The sequence below is a fragment of the Bifidobacterium sp. ESL0682 genome (assembly GCF_029392815.1).
Taxonomy (GTDB): Bacteria; Actinomycetota; Actinomycetes; order Actinomycetales; family Bifidobacteriaceae; genus Bifidobacterium.
The window spans coordinates 1612826-1632221 of the sequence record NZ_CP113942.1; the positions used below are offsets into that span (position 1 = coordinate 1612826).

Sequence of the window (19396 nt, forward strand, 5' to 3'; positions counted from 1 at the left end):
CGTTATGCTCAACTGAAGGAGGGAGACATGGCTCTTTCATCACCCAATTCAACGTACAACACCGTCATCACTCCCGACTACCTCGAGGAAGACGTGTATCCGGAGGAATACCCCGCCTTGGTGATCATCCATGACGGCAACCATGAACATGTGCATCCTCATTGGCATCGCGGGTTGGAAATCGTCCATTCCGCCAGCGGCAATGCCAGGTTCACCGTAAACGGCAAGGTCCACGACCTCAAATCCGGCGGCACCCTGATCATCAGCCCCTACGACCTGCACCATGCCCTCATCGATTCGCCATATCGCGGAATCTCGGTAACCTTCAACGGCGACAGCATCGCCAAACTCTATCCTTTCGCCGACCGTTATCGGTTTTCCTGGTCGGCATCAGGCGCGAGCGCTGACGACCGCGCCTCTTTGACGGCCTTGCTGACTCGCGTCATGGAACTGTCCGGTCGCCACGAACGGGATCGCAGTTTTCTCATCAACGCGGCTCTCTACGAGATGCTCAGCCTGCTTTACACTCGGTTCACTTGCGGCATCCGACGTCCCGAAGAAATTCGCCGCGGCCGCAACATCATCATGGAAATCATCGGATATCTCAACAAGCACTACACCGAACCGCTTACCGAGACGTTTGTCGCCCAGCAGTTCGGCTACAGCCGTGAGCATTTCAGCCGTCTCTTCAAGCGTGCCACTGGCAACAGCTTCAAGGAATACCTGACCGAACTGCGTTGCGAAGACGCCCACGCCAAGCTGCTCAATTCGAAAAGCAGCGTCGCCGACATCAGCCAGCGCGCGGGATTCCCCAGCTCCGCCAGCTTCAATACCGCTTTCCGCCAACGTTACGGCACTTCCCCACGCGAATATCGCGCCAAGCACCATTCGGCGGCACGGCAGGCATAAGCGAATAATCGATATAACGATCCGCAACAGAATCCGTCACAATGGGCCTGGTCCACATTCGCTCCGCTCTATCCATCTCGGATATACTAGCCAATGAACGGTTGCTACCCAGCAGTTTCTCGAGTGGCAGCTAGAACGAGTGAACACGCATTGAGATGCATCAGCTTCTGGAAGGAAGGCCGACAATGACTGTCGCACACTGCGAAACCGTAAGCGCAACCTCGCTGGGGTTGCCTGATTCCTGCGCAATCCCCGAAGCAAAGGGCACGCTGCCCAAGCAGATGTTCTACCTCAAACCTCCGGTTTCCGCCCGACTCAAGCAACGGTTTGTCGGCGACATCGACTCGATCACTATGCTTGCACTGCTGCGTCCGGGCACCGTCAATGTCACCGCTGGCACCAAAGTGCGGGAAATCCTGGTGATGGGTCTCAAACAAAACTGCGCCAAGGCACCGGTCGAAGTGATGGAGCATATTGCCCAGTTGCGCTCCTCGTCTAATATTCTCTTCGTTTGCGCAAGAGATGCCAGTCTTTCCGAGGCAAATGATGCATCGAACGGCAATGCCGAAAGCAATCACACAACACCGGCTGGAAACGATAAATGGCAATGTGCATTCGGCGTGCAGCGCATCCTGCCCGTTCGCGCCGGTCACCAAGGCGAGGCGCAGACGCAGACGTACGTCAGCGATTGGCAGGATGCCAAGGATGCAAAGCTCAGCGTGAACGGAAATACGTTGGACGACACCTGGCAGAGCTTGTGTGCACAGGTCATTTTCGGCGACCCTGATGGCAGCAATCTTGATGGACGACTTGCCAAGCAAGCAGCGATCACCGAGCTCACCGCCCAGATCACCAAACTCGAAGGTGACCACGCACGGGCAAAAGACGGGGCCAAACGTAACGAAATCTTCGTTAAACTGCACAAGGCCAGAAAACAGCTGGAAGAGCTGCAACAGCAATAGATTAAGGCGGTTTAAGGCGGTTATTGATTAGTTATTAGACAACCCTTAAATAGCCACTTAATCATTTGCCTGCTTGGTGAATACTAATCACCAAGCAGGCATCCACCCGTCATCAGACTATCAATATTGGTCACGAGTCAGCTATCACCAGCAACAGCCGTGTAGATCGCACGCCAATCCTTCGACCATCACCAATCGGTCACGCCTCAGCTATTGTCGGCGTCTCCTCCGACTCATCTTCTCCCACAATCTGGCGATAGAGATGGTCGAGGGTTTGTTCGCGACGGTCTTTGGTCAGTTCACATTCCCAAACCACGAGAACCTTCCAGCCATCGGCCTCAAGCTGTGCGCGCTGAAGGATGTCACGGTCATGATTGCGCACCAGTTTCGCGGTCCAGAATTCGACATTGGACTTGGGCATCGAAAATTTCTTGCAACCCTCGTGCATGTGCCAAAAACAGCCGTTGACGAACACAATAGTGTGCCATTTAGGTAAAACCACGTCTGGGTGCCCCGGATAACGCTTGTCGTTTTTGCGGAACCGCAACCCACGACGGAAAAGATAGGAACGCACCAACACTTCGATTTTCGTATTCTTGCCGCGAATATGCGACATCGTATAACTACGAGTGCCTCGTTCGTATTTTTCTGGAGTTTTCGACTTCCGTACCACCATTCCATTTCACGATCACTGCGCGACAAATGAACAATCAGGAAAACGAAGCAGACATTCTATGATGCCGTCTTGCATAATTGCCACTGAATATTCAACAAAAGGTGAATGGATGAGAAGAAAACATCCGTCTTATGAGAAAATATTTTCAATAACTGTCCACTATATGAAATAGACGCCTTTATTTTTGAGACAACAAAGTCAATCCGCTCAGCACCTCTCTAGCATGACGTTCATCCCTGCACACCAGAGAAAGAAGTTGAAGGAAGATGGAAAAGGTAAAAGCGGTAGCGGATTGGATCACCAAGTGGTTTACGCTTATCGTCATTGTCTGGGCGGTATTCAATTATTTCGTGCCGCAGACCAGCGAATGGGCCAAGCACGACACGAGCTGGCTATTGGGCATTGTGCTCTTCGGCATGGGGCTGACCCTCTCACTCGATGATTTCGCGCGAATTCTGAAGCAGCCACTGATGATCATCGTCGGCACCGTGGCCCATTACATCATTATGCCGCTTGTTGCCGTTGCCCTCTGCTGGATTTTCCATCTCGACGGCCCGCTCGCCGTGGGCGTTATTCTCGTAGGCTGCTGCCCGTCCGGCACCTCGTCGAACGTGATGAGCTTCCTCGCCCGAGGCGACGTGGCGCTCGACGTGTCGATCGGCCTGCTTTCCACACTGCTTGCACCGTTCATGATTCCGCTATTGATGCAGCTGCTCGCCTCGAAGTATGTGGCGATTCCTTGGCAATCACTCTTCCTCACCGCCGTCAAGGTGGTGCTCATCCCTGTCGCCCTCGGTGTCCTCTGCCATACCATTTTCAAGGATAAAATCTCCAAGGTGACCGACGTGCTGCCAATCATCTCGCAGACCGCAATCTTGCTGATCATTGGCATCGTCGTCGCAGCCAACCACGCTGGCCTCTTCAGCAAGGCCACCGCATTGGCCATTCCCGTGGTCATCCTGCACAACCTTTGCGGCTACGGTCTCGGCTTCGGATTCTCCAGGCTCATGTACAAGGTTTATCCGAAGGGCTTCGGCTACGCACAACAGAAGGCCATCACCTTCGAGGTCGGCATGCAGGATTCCGGCCTTGGTGCCACGCTGGCGTTGACTTCGTTCGCCGCCGCACCGATTACCGCAATCCCGTCGACATTCTTCAGCGTCTGGCACAACATCTCCGGCTCAGTACTCTCCTCCTGGTGGCGTCGTCACGATGAAAAGAAGGGTCTGGTCTCCGCCGACGATAGCGAAGCCGGCGAAGCCTGACGATAGTGCACTGTCCAAAGCCGCAGATTCCTCTGCAAAGGTTGCCACTATTTTCTCGAAGCCGCCGATTCCAAGGCTTCCGACACCTCTGCAGAATCCACAGATAGCTCGCCATAACCGCGGATACTTCCGGTAAAACCGCAAAGGCAGTCTAGAAGGACTGAAACTGAGCTGAGGCTATTAGGAATGACGGCGAAATAGAAAACTACCATTCGATTCGCAGCACGGAACGTTTAAATTGAATTTTTCGACGTTCCCTGCTGCGAATTCTTTATATACCAAATATCAAAACAACGCCATTCCAGGGTTCTTACCATAGCTTTATTCCCACAACAAAGCACTGAACAGAAGAATCACGAAATGCGATCTTCATTGCTACGTCTTCACAGTACTCTTACGGCAAATAACACATATCGGAACTCCCTGCTTATTTGCCTGACCAGCAATGCGTACCTGACTTTAGAATGGAGACGTTGCATACATTTTCATGCAAGAAAGGGCTTCCATGAGCAGACTGAACGGCAAACGCGCCGAAGCGGAAGAACAAGGACTCAAGATCAACGTCGCGATTCTTGGAGCCGGTGGAATCGCCAAATCAATGGCGAACACACTGGTGGAAATGGCCGCAGACCCACGATATAGCAGCTTGGTTGAGCCTTATGCCGTAGCCGCGCGAGACGCGGACCGCGCCGCTGATTTCGCCCAAAAGTATGGATTCGATGTTTCTTACGGTTCCTACGACGAACTGCTGGCCGATCCGAAAGTCGACCTCGTTTATATCGCCACACCCCATGCTTTGCATGCTGAACAAGGCATTGCGTGCCTGAAGGCTGGAAAGAACATTCTGGTCGAAAAGTCCTTCACTGCCAACACTTCGCAGGCACAGGAACTGCTCGGCGTCGCCAAAGAAACCGGCTTGCTCTGCACCGAAGCCATCTGGACACGCTACATGCCTTCGCGCGGTCTTGTCGCCGACATCATCAAGTCCGGCGAAATCGGCGAGGTGCAAGCTGCCACGGCCAATCTCTGCTACCCCACCACGCACAAGTCTCGTATGACCGACCCGGAGATGGCCGGCGGCGCACTGCTCGACGTCGGGGTTTACCCGTTGAATTTCTTTGACATGGCGCTGGGCGCCGATACCAGCGAACGCAAGATTTCGGATATTTCGACTTCGATGGTCCCCTACAAAACCGGCGTGGATGCCACCGATTCCATCGCTTTGCATTATGACGACGGCGTGATGGCCACGGCCACCGCCTCGATGATGTGCGCTTCGGACCGCTCCGGCGCCATCTGGGGCACCAAGGGCTACATGGTCTGCCAAAACATCAACAACATCGAAGGCATCGACTTCTACGGACTCGACCACAAGCTCACCCGCCACGTCGACGTCCCCGCCCAGCTGACCGGCTACGAGTACGAGGTTGCGAGCGCCGTCAACGCCATCCTCGACGGCAAGACCGAATGCGCCGAAATGCCCCACGCCGACACCCTGCGCATCATGAAGCTCATGGACCAGATTCGCGACAAGTGGGGCCTCAAGTATCCATTCGAATAAACCTATGCGATTCCCACAATGCAGCAAGTTGAAAAGCGTTTTTAACTTGCTGCATTTTCTTATCAAGTTAAAAAGTATTTTTCAACTTGGCCGATTTCCTTAAGTTTAAAAAGTATTTTTTAACTTACTTATTCCAGCCATAACAGCTCAGCAAATTTATGCCCTTGATTGGCCGATAGAGAGATAAACTTCAAATCACCAGCATGGAATCTTTTACCTCACTTTGATGTCTAAAGCACATGAGCGGTCCAACGACGGACTGACAACACAAAGACATCTATAAAAGCAACTGACATTTCTGAGTTATCCTGGACACAGTGTCTTTTGTGTAAAGGATGTCAGCGATATGAGTAATGCACCAGTACAAGTCGTCGGAGCCGCAATAAGAAAGGACAATACCATTCTTTGCGCGCAAAGAGGTCCGTCGAAATCTTTGGCTGGATATTGGGAATTTCCCGGAGGAAAAATCGAGCGCGGTGAGACACCAGAACAAGCGTTGCAACGGGAAATCAAAGAGGAATTGCTCTGCGATATCGAAGTCGGTCCAAAAATATGCTCAACGCAGCAGGATTATGATTTCGGAACTATCGAACTCACTACATTCTTATGCTCTCTTGCTAGCGGTGAACCGGCATTAACTGAACATACCCAGCTGCGTTGGATTCCCGTAAACCAACTCTCAACTTTGGATTGGGCTCCAGCCGACCGCAAAACAGTCGAAAACCTGACAACGGCAAATTGGATCAATAAGCAAGAGAACAATGACTAAACAAGAAACAGATGAAAAAGATATGACTAACGATTCAACGTTCTCAAACGATTCATTAGTAGATGCCCTCGCGTCAGGATTTATTCGTCAAAATCCTAATGCCGACGACACCCTCACGCCAATCTTGATCGCAAACCGCAATGGGCTAACCATGGAAGAAGCCATAGAATCCGAACTCGAACAATGTCACGATTTCGATATGTCCGTTGCCTTCCTCAACAACGAGGAACTCAAAAAAGTCTCAAACAGTACCTACTCAATTTTGATAATGGCCAGAGTGAGCGATCAGGCCGGATTATCACCTCAACCTATAACTATTTCAACAAGCCTGAAGCTTTTAAAACCCTTCTGCAAATTCAGAATCGAACCAACATCAAGGTATTCATCTGGCAAGCAGAGTCTGAGAACCACCGTTCAGAAGCAATATCAAACTACCGATATCATCCAAAAGGTTACGTCTTCCGACACCGCACTGAAAACGAAGAAGAACTGGATTCAACCTACATCGGTAGCTCGAATCTGACATCCAGCGCGCTCAAACTCAACAAGGAATGGAATCTTCGAGTCTCTTCGCAGACCAACAGCGGTCTTACTCGCCAAATCAACAGTGAGATTGCTAATCAGCTAAGCGAATCGGTCCAATTGACTGATGACTGGCTGAAACAATATGAGGAAGAGTTCGAGCACTACGCGCCTCCACAACGCCTGCTACCGCAACCCGAAAACGGAACGATCGAGCCCAATGCCATGCAGCAAGAAGCATTGATGAATCTGGCTCAGCTCAGGAAAGCAGGCGAAAGCCAAGCTATCATTGTTTCAGCTACCGGAACCGGTAAAACATTCCTCTCAGCATTCGACGTGCGTCAATGCAAACCAAAACGCATGCTCTATGTTGCTCAGCAGCAGCAAATCCTCAAGAAGTCAATGGAGTCGTACCAGAAAGTGCTTGGTTGCGAGAGCAAAGACCTCGGCTTGCTCTCTGGAACAAGCAAGCAAGGCGATCGCAAATATGTCTTCGCAACAGTTCAGACATTAGCCAATAATCTCGATTCTTTCCCACCAGATTCTTTTGACTACATCCTCATCGATGAAGCACATCATTCCGCGGCGGATTCCTATCAAAAAGTACTCCACCATTTCACCCCCGGTTTCCTGTTAGGAATGACCGCGACACCAGAACGAACTGATGATGCCGATATCTTCGGTCTTTTTGGCAACAATATCGCCTATAACATTCGGCTTCAGAGAGCGCTCGAAGAGAATATGCTCTGTCCGTTCCACTATTACGGCGTTCATGAGTACATCAAGGATGAACCTGATCCAAATACTATAGGCATGGTGAATGAACGTGTCGATGTAACACAGAGCAGTGAACGCGGTGCACTGAGTGAGTGGATTCAACAATTGGTATCAGCCGATCGTGTCCATTACATCATTGACAAGTTGCAGACCTATGAAGACCCGGGAATTCCAGTAAAAGGCTTAGTCTTTTGCAGTTTGCAAAAAGAAGCAAAAGAACTATCCGCACTGTTCAACACTCAATGGAATCAACAAGCGGAACGGAAATATCGCACGGTGGCTGTGACCGGAGACAACGCAGTCGACCGAGATTCAGCTGTTAATCAGCTTGAGAATGGGGAGTTGGACTATATCTTTACCGTCGACCTATTCAATGAAGGTGTTGATATCCCCGCTCTGAACCAAATCGTGATGTTGCGTCAGACTAAATCAAGCATCATTTTCACTCAGCAGCTAGGCCGCGGATTACGTAAATACCCCGGCAAGGAATCAGTCACCATTATCGATTTCATCGGCAATTACGCCAATAATTACCTGATTCCTATTGCCCTTTACGGCAACACCGGCGACCGCGATATTGCTCGTAAAAATTTGCAACGAAAATCTATCGGCCTCTCGTCAGTAAGTTTCGACCCCATAGCCGAAAAGAAGGTTCTTGCCTCTATCGACAAAGCCGATCTCTCGCAGATGCAATTGCTTGCGAGCCAATACCGTCAACTGCGCAACCAGCTCAACCGTATTCCCATGCTTACCGATTTTGCCAAAACTGACCCATCGCTGATCTATACGTTGGCGAATAAGAAAGACAGCTATTTGCAATTCGTCCGCTCTCGCGAACAGAGTCTCTCACATGGCAACAACTCACAAACATCATACATTGAGACATTGGAACCTACCAATGCCGACGAAGATGGCACATTAAAAATGCTGACTTCGACGCTTTTAAGGGGATTGAGACCTCATGAGCTACTGATTCTGGCAAATCTTTGCGATATTGCCTTACCTGATTCAACGCACACCTCTATCGAGCACAAAACCGATCGTTACCGTGGTCCAATCGGCAAACGCACGCTTTCGATTGAAGAACTGGGAACGATGATATCGAATCATTTCCCGAAAGCCGACAACAGTGTGCAGCAACGCACACAAGCATTTCACGTGCTAGATCTGTCATATTTCATTACTAAAAACAAGGAACGCTTTGGCGGTGAACCACTAGTCACACAAATCCGAGAACACGTATTCTCTCTTGCCGACTGGTTGTATGATGCTTTGCGATCAAATTCTACTTTCGCAACATTCTTCGCAGACACGGTACAAGCCGGTCTGATCAATTGCGATATACGCTATGAAAAGAGTCCAGATACATCCCTCGATCAGACACGCGGCTTTATTTACGGAGAAAAATACAGCATCTTCGATGTGATGCGGCTATGCGGATGGGAAAGTGAACAAGTGCCACAAAATGTAGGCGGCTATAAGCTCGATTCTGCAACGAGTTCGCTGCCTATCTTCATCAAATACGAAGCAAGCCAATATGGCGACCGTTTCATCAATACCAGTGAAATTGAATGGTTCAGCAAGAATCAGCGTACGCTACGCTCAAATGAATTTGTCTGGCTTACGAATGGTATTGAAAGTAACAACTGGCAGCAATCTCACTTCGTTCCGATCTTTATTCGTCGCAAACAAGAAGAGAGAGAAAAACTTATTACTACATCGGCCATGTAGCCGATATCAGTGATATACATCCCGATCACAACCTCGATGATAACGGGAAAGAGCTGAACGTTGTGATTTCCACCCTACGTCTGAACAAGCCCGTCGATCCTGAATTGTTTAGACATCTGACAGGCAAATCAGCTTTATAATATATCGCTCAGAGCACTCGTGTCCTTGATAAAACAGTTGGTGTGATTCCTTAAAGACTAAGGAATCACACCAACTAAAAAGCCGTAAGTTGTATCTAGGGTTCTTGGCTCGATACAATTTACAACTATGCAGTAAGATTACCGCTCACTCGTATCAGAACTCGGTAGCGTCCAAACGGATAATCTCCAATTGCTTTACTGCTCACGCATAAGTGAAAGTCATTGGGTCATGGCCGGCACGAGTCGGGCCGTCCAAGGCATCGATTTCGGCGTGCTCGGCAGGATTCAGAGAGAAGCCAAAGAGGTCGAGGTTCTCGCGCTGACGCACGGTGTGAACCGATTTGGGGATGATGATGGTGCCGTTTTCGATATGCCAACGCAGGATAGCCTGGGCAGGTGAAATGCCGTGCGCTTGGGCAATGCGGGCGATGGTGCCGTCGCCGGCGTCAAGGTCGGCCCCACGAGCGATCGGCGAATACGCCTCGACGGCGATGCCATGTTCACGGCAGAAATCGACCACCTCACGCTGCTGCCATGTGGGGTGCAGCTCAATCTGATTAATCGTCGGCCATTCGCCGGTCTCTTGATGCAGCCGTTCGAGATGTTCCGGCAGGAAGTTGCACACTCCCAGCGTACGCACACGTCCTTCGTCACGCAGTTTGACGAGAGCCTTCCACGTCTCGCCCGAACGCCAGTTGAACGGCGTCGGCCAATGCAGCATATACATGTCGATATAGTCAAGACGCAAATCATTAATCTGACGGTCGAAAGCCTTCAGCGCGTTGTCGTAACCCTGCTCGGAATCCTTGAGTTTAGTGGTCACCCACAGCGTCTTACGCTGCTCTCCGGTATTGAAACCGGTTTCTGTGAGCGCACGACCCACCCCCGGCTCATTGTTATACCCTGCAGCCGCATCGATATGGCGGTAACCAACCTCGAGCCCGGACTTGACGACATCCGTCACTTCGTCATCATCGATGCGCAGCATGCCAAGGCCAATCTGCGGAATCTTGTTGCCGTCACTCAGCGTGATATCCGGAATCTTCGTTACGCTTCCAACGGTTTCTTCAGCACTCATCGTCATTGCTCCTTTGATCATCAATTGCTACCCACAGTACTAGCCGACCCTGTCCACCCAAACTATGAAATAGGGACAATGGTTTTAGAACATATAAATGTTGGTGCCGAAAACAGCCATCGATAGTCTCTTAACGGATAGACCCTTTTCACGCACATTCAAAAATGGCCACCCACGTCCTCCAGATGACCGTTTCCTTACATGCGCAACCCTACGTACAAGCAAAACTCACCGGCATTTATCAAGTAAACAATCTCCCGCACTCACAAATCAGAAAATCGAACGCAACCAATTCCGCACCAAGATTTACAGCGTTATCACACGATCGGCAATCTGCATGGTGGAAGCACGGTGGGAAACGAGGACGATGGAGACCGGACGCTCGTTGGCTAGCGTGTTGATCGAGTGGAGAATCACAGATTCGTTCAGCGCGTCCACACGGCTCGTGGGCTCGTCAAACAGCACCAACGAGGCACCGGTGAGGAAAATCCTCGCCAGGCTGATGCGTTGTCGCTCCCCCTCCGAAAGCCTGCTGCCAAGCTCACCGACCGGGGTATCCAAACCGTCCGGCAAAGCGTCGATGGCACCAGCAATCGACGCCTGTTCCAGCGCCCGATGCATTTCGGAGTCCTTGGCCGTCGGATCGGCGACCAGCAGGTTGTCGCGTACCGTTCCGTCGAACAGATACGTGTCCTGATCCATCATCGTCTCGACGCGACGGCGATAGTGCGCCTCAACCTTCGGCAGCGGTTCGCCGGAGAAATCGACCGAACCACTCTGCGGATCCCAATAGCGCATCATCAGTTTCAGAATCGTGGATTTGCCATGCCCCGAAGGCCCTTGTACACCAAGTATTCCGGAATGCAGGGTCGTGAAGTTGAAGTCTTTGAGCACCAGTGCCGGCGAAGAACTCTTGCCGAATTTCGAAGGGGCGGCAGGATAGCCAAACGTCACATCCTTCAGGGAAACGTTAGCGAACTTTGGCTGGTCTCTACCAGTTTCCTCGACGGCCGGCTGTTCATCAAAGAGCGCAAAGAGACGGCGTGCCGCGGCGAGCGGCTGATTGAGGCTGCCCGGCAGAGCGTTGAGCGCGAGAGTGGGTCCAAACGAGCTGAAAATAAGTATGACCGCGACCACGCACATGGCCATCGATGTGGGATTCGCCTGGACGATGCCGAACATCATCTTGATCGCGATGAACGTGAACGCAATGACCGAAACGGCTCCAAGCCCTTCAAACACACCGTCTTTACGGCTCAGCCTGCTTTTGAACAGCCAGAGGTTCTTGCCATCCGAAATGATATCGGTCAAGCGACGACGCCCTTGGTTGAAGCGGATAATTTCGTCGAGCCCGTGCATATCGTCGATGAGCCGATCACTGAGCTTGGCAGAATCTTTACGAATCCTACCGCCGATTCCGCGCACATTGCCCGCATAGAAACGAGGCAGAACGACTCCGACGAAGAGGTGGGCGAGCACCAGCAGAAGCGTGAACCATGGATTCAGCGTCCACAGGGCAATCGCGAAGACTGCCGAAGTCGTCAGGGCGATGACTACCGGCGAGATGGCATGTGCAAAGAAGGTCTCCAGAAGCTCGATGTCGGAGGTCATCAGTGTAGTAAGGTTGCCGTCGCCATGCTTCATCAGTCTTGCAGGTGCCAGACGGCGCAAAGTCGCGAAAGTCTTGGAACGCAAGAGCGAAAGCATCTGGAAGCTCATGTCGTGGTTCAAGTATTCCTCGGCATAACGCATCAAACTGCGCAGCAAGACACATGCCACCATGGCCAGTGCCGAATATCCAACGCTCATTGACCAGACGGGATGACCAAAGAACGCCATCAACGCCAGTACACCGAAGACTGGCAGGAAGGTATCGGCAAGACGACCGATAGTCCCGCAAATGCTGGCACCGATGATCATGGGGGTGAGCCTGCCAACGCAACCAAGCAGCCGAAGCACTAAGCGGAAGGTGCCCATAGGCTTGCCGTCATCGTGCGGACGGCTGCCGACATTCAATACCGAATCGGATTCATCGCCGCTATTGTTCGGCTTGTCAGAACGTGTGCCGTTGAAACCCTGACCCGCTTCACGCGAAGGCGTGGCGACATTACCCGCATTCGAAGCAGCTGTACCGTCTTTCACCGCGGCCGAATTGATATCGTCATTGCCGGCCTTCGACTTGGACTTGGTAAGTGGGAAATGAACGCGCGCAGATTCGCTTGTCGCATTATGGACGGCGGCACCGTCTGCACTCCCCTTGCGCGTATCGGACGCCATCTTCGATTCCTCATGCTGAGTGTCATCGTTCTGCTCATCCTGAGTGCGATAATCCAACAATGTGAAATCAAAGGGTCTTCTCACCTCGGAATTGCCGGACTGAGGCTTGGCGTAAGCACTTCCCCAGCTGTTGCGATGAGACACGCGTTCAATCGATTCCTGGGTGTGGAACATCGTGGCATATCGGCCATCCAGAGCCATAAGCTCTGCGTGGGTTCCGCTTTCCACCACCTGACCACCGTCGAGCACGACGACATTGCCGGCATCGACCGTCTGGGAAAGCCGATGGGTGATGACGATGACCGTGTGAGTTCTGGCCAGATCACGAATGGTCACGTCGATGAGATGCTCGCTGTCTGCGTCAACGCTACTGGTCGCCTCGTCGAACACGTAAATCGGGCTGTCACGCAGCAGCGCCCGCGCAATCGAAAGACGCTGACGCTGGCCGCCGGAAAGGTTGCGCGCATCGGCCTCGATGGTCATATCGAGCCGCTGGGGCTGCGAATAGACGAAATCGTCAATATGCGCACCCTCCAACGCCAGCCACATCTCATTGGCCGTGGCATCAGGCTTCGCCATCAGCAGGTTCTCGCGCAACGTTCCGGTGAACAGATGGCTGCGTGAATCCACCAACGTGACGGTGTCCATGAGCGAGCGATTCTTCAGGCTGTGCAATTCGCAGCTGCCGACGCTGCCGAAAACGCGATAGCCAAGCCTGATGGACCCCTGGTAATCGCTGCGTGTACCGGCGATCAGCGAGGCGACCGTCGATTTACCCGAACCACTGACGCCGACGATGGCAGTGAATCCGTTGGCACGAGTGGTGAAACTAACCGAGTCCAGCGCCCTCTGGCCTTGATCTGTTTTGTCGGCCTTCGCATTGGTTGGCGCTGTTTGCGCATCCACAGACGCCGCGGCAGGAACGAGATGAGTCGGCAGAGGGTCGTCCTTCGTCTCCTGAACCGGAGCATACGTGTAACTGACATTACGGAACGTAATCGAACAGTCTTCCACACCTTGCGGCAATGCAGCCTGACCATCATTGACAACAGGAACATCCAGCAGGCGATAAATGCGCTCCACAGCGGAAAGCCCGTTCATGGCCGTGTCGTTGTAATCCGCAAGCCTTCGCAACGGGACGAAGAACATGACCGCAAGCAGTATGGACACCAAGGCCGCCGGCAATTTAAGGTGTCCGGAAGCGACCTGCCAGATGACAATGCCGATGGCCCCGGCGGTCCCGCCATACGAGACCAGGTCCAACGCCAGCCGTGAGAACAGCTCTATGCGCAGCACCTTCATGGAGGATTGGCGGAACTTCTCCGACTTTTGGCTCATATTCTTTGCGGCAGCCTCGTCGGCATCGAAGGTTTTCAGTGTCTCCAGCCCCTGAACGTTGTCAAGGAATGTAGCACCCATGTCGGTGTATTGATCCCAATACTTCCCGTAGGCACGCGAGGTTGCGATCGAAACCAAAACTACGATACCGATAATCAGAGGAGCACAGACCAGCAGCACGCCGGCCGTCGGCGCGTTCAATGGCAACAACACCACAAACAGCGTCAATGGCGCCAGCACCGCAAATGCCAGCTGTGGCAGGAACGATTCGAAGAAGCTCTGTATCCGGTCGATGCCCTCAGCCAGCGATTGCACCACATCGGCGGTCTTCACATGTTCGGAATAAGTCGGCCCCAAATCGAGCATCTTGTTGTATAGACGTTCACGCAGCGATATCTTGATACGCTCCGAAGCCTCGGTACCGAAAAAATGGGAAAATCGAACAGCCAGATATTTGATGATGGCAATGACGACCAAAGCGAAAACGAAAGCCGAATAACCTTCCGGCACCGCTTGGAAGTCCTTCAGCATTTTGGCCGCCACGCTGGGCTTGGCGTTGGCGTTGATACCGGTGAGCACAGGGAACAGCTTGCCAAGAAGACCGACGGCGATAAAAGCGAACCCGATATCGGCCAGCAAGGAAACCCACAAGCTCAGCACCTTCGCGGCGACGAACACGCCACTGCGCGGAACGAGGGTGAACAGCCGACGATCGAACATAAAAACCTTCCCAACAACTATCTGCAGCGGGCCCGAGAGTAAGGGCGCAACGCATTGAAACAGAACGCCTATTACACAATACTGTAGGCCGAATACGACGATAATCGCCAGCGAAATTCGTCACAAAAGCACTATAATTATGAGGCTTCGGCGCGCCGGAATCATCGACGCTTAGCCATCGCATACACCAATAGTCAGGTTACTGCTTCGCTGTGGAACGCACGAGATTCTAGATTCTGGGAGTAAACGGTTCCGTGTCGCCGATGGTGTTACGGATGCAACTGATGCTGTTGATGACCTTAGAAGCGGTTTTCAGCCAAGAGATTTTCAAAAAGGCACTCTACGGAATTCCGTAGAGTGCCTTATCAATCGTTTACCGATCAATGAGAATCATGGCTGCATGCTGTCATTATCTCAACAAGCGACTTTCAGCAACGATTGTCGAGGCGATGATACATTTCGGAAATCTCGAGGTCGCGCTCGAATTCGCGCGGCGTCGTGTTCTCGTCGATGGTGGCCAGCTCGACGCCGGCGATACGGGCGAAGTCCTCCCAGCCCTCACGGCCGAAGGAGGTGGTCATGCAGGTGTGGTGCGAACCACCGGCGCGCAGCCAACACTCGGCAGCAGTCTTGAGGCTCGGACGCGGCTTCCAAAGACCACGGGCGCACGGCAGCGCTTTCAAGGAACCTTCCGGCTCGACCACGTCGACCACGTCCATCAGCAAACGGAAGCGTTCGCGCATGTCGGCCATGGAGATGACCGTAGCAGCCTTGTGCGGGGCAACGGTGAAGACCAGACGCACCGGATCGGACTTGTTGCCGATGCCGAGCGGATGAATCTCGAGCTTCGGCTTGGCAATGGTGCCGACCGAGGGCGAGACCTCGAGCATGTGCGAGCCCATGTCCATTTCGTGGCCCGGCACGAAGTTGTAGGAATAGTCTTCCATCAGGCTGGAGCCGCCCTCAAGGCCGTAACCCATCACGCTGGCGATACGCACGAGCACCGAGGTCTTCCAGTCGCCTTCGGCGGAGAAGCCGTAGCCGTATTCGCTGGGCAGGCGCTGGGCGCCGACGCCCGGCAGCTGCGACAGAGTGCCGAGGTCCTCGAAGTTGTCGACGGCAGCGGTGGCGCCGTTGTCTTTCATCATGTTGACCATCGCTGCCTCTTCCTTGGCGGCGATGAACAGCTCTTCATAACGGGAGTCCAAGAGTTCAGGGGCCACGTCGTACTTGGCCTTGTAGTCCTCGATGATGCCCTTGACCTGATCGTCCTTGACCTTCTCGTAGTAGCCGACCAGCTCGTTGACGGCCCAGGTGTTGACCTGCGTGCCGAAGACGCGCTCAGCCTCGGTCTTGTCGCCCTCGGTGACGGCGACGTTGCGCATGTTGTCGCCCCAGCGCATCACTCGCATGTTCTGCGACTCGTTCCAGCCGGCGCAGGCGCGAACCCAGGTGGCAATCCTCTCGGCGACTTCGGGGTCGGTGTAGTGGCCGACAACGATCTTGCGCGGAATGCCAAGACGAGTGACGATATAGCCGAACTCACGGTCGCCGTGGGCGGACTGGTTGAGGTTCATGAAGTCCATGTCGATGGTGTCCCACGGAATCTCCTTGTGGAACTGGGTGTTGAGCTGCAGCAGCGGCTTGGTGAGCACCTGCAGGCCGCGGATCCACATCTTGGCCGGCGAGAACGTGTGCATCCAGGCGATAACGCCGATGCAGCTGGGGTCGGCGCTGGCTTCGGTCATAAATTGCTTCACACCATCGGAGGATTTCAGCGTGGGCTTCAGGACGAGCTTCACTGGAATCTTGCCGGTGGCGTTCAGAGCGTCAACAATCTTCGTGGACTGCTCGGCGACCTGACGCAGTGCTTCCTCGCCGTAGAGGTCCTGCGAGCCGACGCCGAACCAGACGGTCTTGCCTTCAAATGGATTTTCGAATGTCATCATTACTTCCTTTATATTGTTATGTACTTCGTTGTAGGGAACAAGATTATTTAGTGTTGGCCGTAGATGTTCTGGTAGCGGTCGTTGAGCTTGTCGATGTCGTCCTGCGCGATCGGGATGATGTCGCCGATCTGACGGGCGGCCCACATCGTATGCGCCACCTCCTCGGTCATCGCCGCGGCCTTCACCGCAGACTCAGCATCCCTGCCAATGGTGAAGGGACCGTGGTTCTGCATCAGCACGGCCGGGGAATGGGGGTACTTCTTCAAGGTATCCACCACGCCCCTGCCGATGGCCTCCGAACCGATCAGCTCGAACGGGCCCACCGGCACCGGCCCGCCGAACTCGTCGCCCATCATCGTCAGACCGCACGGGATATCCTGACCCGTCGCCGCCCAGGCCGTCGCATACGTCGAATGCGTGTGCACCACGCCGTAAACGCCCGGCATGTTCCGATAGATGTAGGCATGCGACTTGGTGTCGGAGCTCGGCGAGGCCAGGCCGTCCACCGGCTCGCCATCCAGATCGCACACCACCATCGACTCCGGCGTCAGGCTCTCATAGCGCATGCCGCTGGGCTTGATCACCATCAGATCCGCCGTACGCAGACGCTGGGAAACGTTGCCGGCAGTCCACACCACCAGATTCCACTTGATCAGCTGCTCGTGCAGAGTGGCGACGACCTCGCGCACCTGCTTCACCTCGGCACGCACCTCAGGACCAAAATCATCCAACGTAGTCATATTTATTATTCCTTCCTTAATGAAGTTTCTTGGTTAAAACTGTTGGTTAAGTTGTCTTTGACTGAATATCTGTTGGAAAGCACATTGAGTGAATTTCTAAAGTGAGCGCTAACAAAATTTAGAATATTCATTCCGCCGTCCTGTTAATCACTTATTTGGCTTTACTCGCCTTAGCTTTCTGAACCAGACCCTCAGCCTTCCAAATCGATAGTCTCGATGGCAGCTTTCTCAATCGGGAGAGCCTTAGTGAACCGAGCGAAGAAGTCTTCAAAACCGGCGACATCCTTGGGATCCGGTTCCTCGGTGGTCGATTCGGCGTTGGCAAAGACGCGCTGATCGAGGTAAACATCGAGTGGGGTGTCCTTGTGCCAAAGATAATCGGCGAGCACGGCCATGCCCCAGGCACCACCTTCCGCTGCTGTCGACATCACCTTGATCGGGGTATCGAACGCCGCAGCAAGAATCTTCTGCGCTACCTTCGGCGTGGTGAAGATGCCGCCATGGCCGACCATCGAGTCGACCTTGACGTGTTCGTCCTTGGTCATGATGTCCATGCCAATCTTGACCGGCGAGAACGCACCAAAGAGTTGGGCACGCATGAAATTCGCAAGGTTCATGTGACTTTCCGGGCCACGCGCGAACACCGGACGACCTTCTTCAAGCCCTGCCAAGAATTCGCCGGAATAGAAGCAATAATTGATGAGTCCGCCGGCGTTGTCATCCGCGTCCTCGCTGATGGCAGCACGGAACAGCGTGCCATAAAGAGTAGCGGCATCCAATGGTGTACCGATGGCCTTGGCAAACTCGCTGAAGACCTTAATCCATGCGTTCAGGTCGGAGGTGAAGTTGTTGGCATGGCTCATCCCGCATGGGTCTCCCGCCGGGGTCGAAACGAGGTCGACTTCAGGATGCAGACGTTCCAACGGGTGATCGAGCACGACGGAAGCGAAAATCGACGTACCTGCAGAAACGTTGCCGGTGCCGACGCGCACGGAATTCGTCGCGACCATGCCGGTGCCGGAATCACCTTCCGGCGGAGCCAGCGGTGTGCCGGGCCGCAACGTTCCGGTCGGGTCGAGCAGTTTAGCGCCCTCTGCTGTAAGCGTTCCGGCATCACTTCCGGCAACCAGCGGAGTCGGCAGCAAATCCTCGATTTTCCAAGGCTGCGCAGCGACCTCAGGCAACGCCGAAAATTGCGCGAGCATGTGCTTGTTCCAGCCGTGGGTTTCCGGGTCAATCGGGAACATACCGGAGGCATCATCAACACCCAGCACCTTCTTGCCGGTCAGTTTCCAATGAACGTAACCAGCAAGCGTGGTAAAGAATGCAACGTTCGGCACGTGATCCTCTTTGTTGAGGATGCACTGATAAAGATGCGCAATTGACCAGCGCTCTGGGATGTTGTATTGGAAGAGCTCGGAAAGTTTCTCGTGCGCCTCGTGCGTGTTGGAATTGCGCCACGTACGGAACGGGACAAGCAGCTTGCCGTCCTTATCGAAGGCGAGGTAACCGTGCATCATCGCCGAGAAGCCCATGGCACCGATTTTGGTGAGTTTCTCACCGTAGGCATTTTCGACATCGTAGGCGAGCGCCGCATATGCCGCTTGCAGGCCGGACCACACCTCGTCGAGCGAGTAGGTCCAAAGCCCGTTTTCGAGGTGGTTCTCCCAGTCATAATCGCCCGCAGCAATCGTGGAATAGGTATCGTCAATAAGCACGGCTTTGATACGTGTGGAACCGAATTCAATACCAAGGGAGGTCTTGCCTGCACGTATCTTCTCCGCTATCGCCGCCACTTGCTCCGTGGTATCCGCCTCAACTGTCATCGTCAAGCTCCTCTGCTGTCATCCTGACTGCTATGTTCAGGTGAAATCGCTGATCGCCCAGACAAAGCACATACTTCATCGTTCCAACCAGCCATCTTTCGCCAGTTTGCAAGCCTTTCATCACTGCTTTACGACAATGTCTCAGCAATAATGTGA

The 19396-nt window shown here is 53.3% G+C and carries 12 protein-coding genes and 1 pseudogene; 7 read left to right on the forward strand and 6 right to left on the reverse strand.

Annotated elements, in window-relative coordinates:
- The first annotated feature begins 27 nt into the window (after positions 1-27).
- Together OZX57_RS06855 and OZX57_RS06860 are read left to right on the forward strand one after the other, a co-directional pair.
- Positions 28-909 (forward strand): AraC family transcriptional regulator, encoded by an 882-nt coding sequence (locus tag OZX57_RS06855; RefSeq protein WP_277161937.1) that lies wholly within the window; start codon positions 28-30, stop codon positions 907-909.
- Between the two features lie 185 nt (positions 910-1094).
- The gene (locus OZX57_RS06860) at positions 1095-1871 is read left to right on the forward strand and encodes a DUF4391 domain-containing protein (RefSeq protein WP_277161938.1); all 777 of its coding nucleotides are present in this window, start codon (positions 1095-1097) and stop codon (positions 1869-1871) included.
- A 199-nt stretch (positions 1872-2070) separates the two neighbouring features.
- Here OZX57_RS06860 and OZX57_RS06865 read toward each other — a convergent pair whose 3' ends face one another.
- On the reverse strand, positions 2071-2544 hold the full coding sequence (locus tag OZX57_RS06865) for a very short patch repair endonuclease (protein ID WP_277162978.1): 474 nt from the start codon (positions 2542-2544) through the stop codon (positions 2071-2073).
- A 269-nt stretch (positions 2545-2813) separates the two neighbouring features.
- Here OZX57_RS06865 and OZX57_RS06870 point away from each other — a divergent pair, with 269 nt between their 5' ends.
- From OZX57_RS06870 to OZX57_RS06885, 5 genes and pseudogenes are all read left to right on the forward strand, one after another.
- Positions 2814-3812, forward strand: coding sequence for a bile acid:sodium symporter family protein (locus OZX57_RS06870; protein ID WP_277161939.1), 999 nt, complete (start codon positions 2814-2816; stop codon positions 3810-3812).
- A 505-nt stretch (positions 3813-4317) separates the two neighbouring features.
- Positions 4318-5373 (forward strand): Gfo/Idh/MocA family oxidoreductase, encoded by a 1056-nt coding sequence (locus OZX57_RS06875; RefSeq protein WP_277161940.1) that lies wholly within the window; start codon positions 4318-4320, stop codon positions 5371-5373.
- 346 nt (positions 5374-5719) lie between these two features.
- Positions 5720-6142: a (deoxy)nucleoside triphosphate pyrophosphohydrolase gene (locus OZX57_RS06880; protein ID WP_277161941.1), complete on the forward strand. Its 423-nt coding sequence runs from the start codon at positions 5720-5722 to the stop codon at positions 6140-6142.
- A gap of 183 nt (positions 6143-6325) precedes the next feature.
- A pseudogene (locus OZX57_RS08635) lies at positions 6326-6694 on the forward strand (phospholipase D-like domain-containing protein); the annotation flags it as partial.
- 90 nt (positions 6695-6784) lie between these two features.
- On the forward strand, positions 6785-9172 hold the full coding sequence (locus tag OZX57_RS06885; protein ID WP_348637183.1) for a DUF3427 domain-containing protein: 2388 nt from the start codon (positions 6785-6787) through the stop codon (positions 9170-9172).
- 342 nt (positions 9173-9514) lie between these two features.
- Here OZX57_RS06885 and OZX57_RS06890 read toward each other — a convergent pair whose 3' ends face one another.
- The 5 genes from OZX57_RS06890 to OZX57_RS06910 all read right to left on the reverse strand — a co-directional run bounded on the left by OZX57_RS06890 (position 9515) and on the right by OZX57_RS06910 (position 19240).
- The gene (locus OZX57_RS06890; RefSeq protein ID WP_277161942.1) at positions 9515-10396 is read right to left on the reverse strand and encodes an aldo/keto reductase; all 882 of its coding nucleotides are present in this window, start codon (positions 10394-10396) and stop codon (positions 9515-9517) included.
- Between the two features lie 300 nt (positions 10397-10696).
- Complete coding sequence (locus OZX57_RS06895; protein ID WP_277161943.1) at positions 10697-14725, reverse strand: ATP-binding cassette domain-containing protein; 4029 nt, start codon at positions 14723-14725, stop codon at positions 10697-10699.
- A gap of 428 nt (positions 14726-15153) precedes the next feature.
- On the reverse strand, positions 15154-16671 hold the full coding sequence (araA, locus tag OZX57_RS06900; protein ID WP_277162979.1) for an L-arabinose isomerase: 1518 nt from the start codon (positions 16669-16671) through the stop codon (positions 15154-15156).
- Between the two features lie 50 nt (positions 16672-16721).
- On the reverse strand, positions 16722-17414 hold the full coding sequence (locus tag OZX57_RS06905; protein WP_277161944.1) for an L-ribulose-5-phosphate 4-epimerase: 693 nt from the start codon (positions 17412-17414) through the stop codon (positions 16722-16724).
- A gap of 191 nt (positions 17415-17605) precedes the next feature.
- On the reverse strand, positions 17606-19240 hold the full coding sequence (locus OZX57_RS06910) for an FGGY-family carbohydrate kinase (protein ID WP_277161945.1): 1635 nt from the start codon (positions 19238-19240) through the stop codon (positions 17606-17608).
- Between the last annotated feature and the right edge of the window lie 156 nt (positions 19241-19396).

Bases quoted from the DNA above. Each gene is read 5' to 3' on its own strand.
- OZX57_RS06855 (WP_277161937.1), top strand. From the start codon at position 28: ATGGCTCTTTCATCACCCAATTCAACGTACAACACCGTCATCACTCCC.
- OZX57_RS06860 (WP_277161938.1), top strand. From the start codon at position 1,095: ATGACTGTCGCACACTGCGAAACCGTAAGCGCAACCTCGCTGGGGTTG.
- OZX57_RS06870 (WP_277161939.1), top strand. From the start codon at position 2,814: ATGGAAAAGGTAAAAGCGGTAGCGGATTGGATCACCAAGTGGTTTACG.
- OZX57_RS06875 (WP_277161940.1), top strand. From the start codon at position 4,318: ATGAGCAGACTGAACGGCAAACGCGCCGAAGCGGAAGAACAAGGACTC.
- OZX57_RS06880 (WP_277161941.1), top strand. From the start codon at position 5,720: ATGAGTAATGCACCAGTACAAGTCGTCGGAGCCGCAATAAGAAAGGAC.
- OZX57_RS06890 (WP_277161942.1), bottom strand. From the start codon at position 10,396: ATGACGATGAGTGCTGAAGAAACCGTTGGAAGCGTAACGAAGATTCCG.
- OZX57_RS06895 (WP_277161943.1), bottom strand. From the start codon at position 14,725: ATGTTCGATCGTCGGCTGTTCACCCTCGTTCCGCGCAGTGGCGTGTTC.
- araA (WP_277162979.1), bottom strand. From the start codon at position 16,671: ATGACATTCGAAAATCCATTTGAAGGCAAGACCGTCTGGTTCGGCGTC.
- OZX57_RS06905 (WP_277161944.1), bottom strand. From the start codon at position 17,414: ATGACTACGTTGGATGATTTTGGTCCTGAGGTGCGTGCCGAGGTGAAG.
- OZX57_RS06910 (WP_277161945.1), bottom strand. From the start codon at position 19,240: ATGACAGTTGAGGCGGATACCACGGAGCAAGTGGCGGCGATAGCGGAG.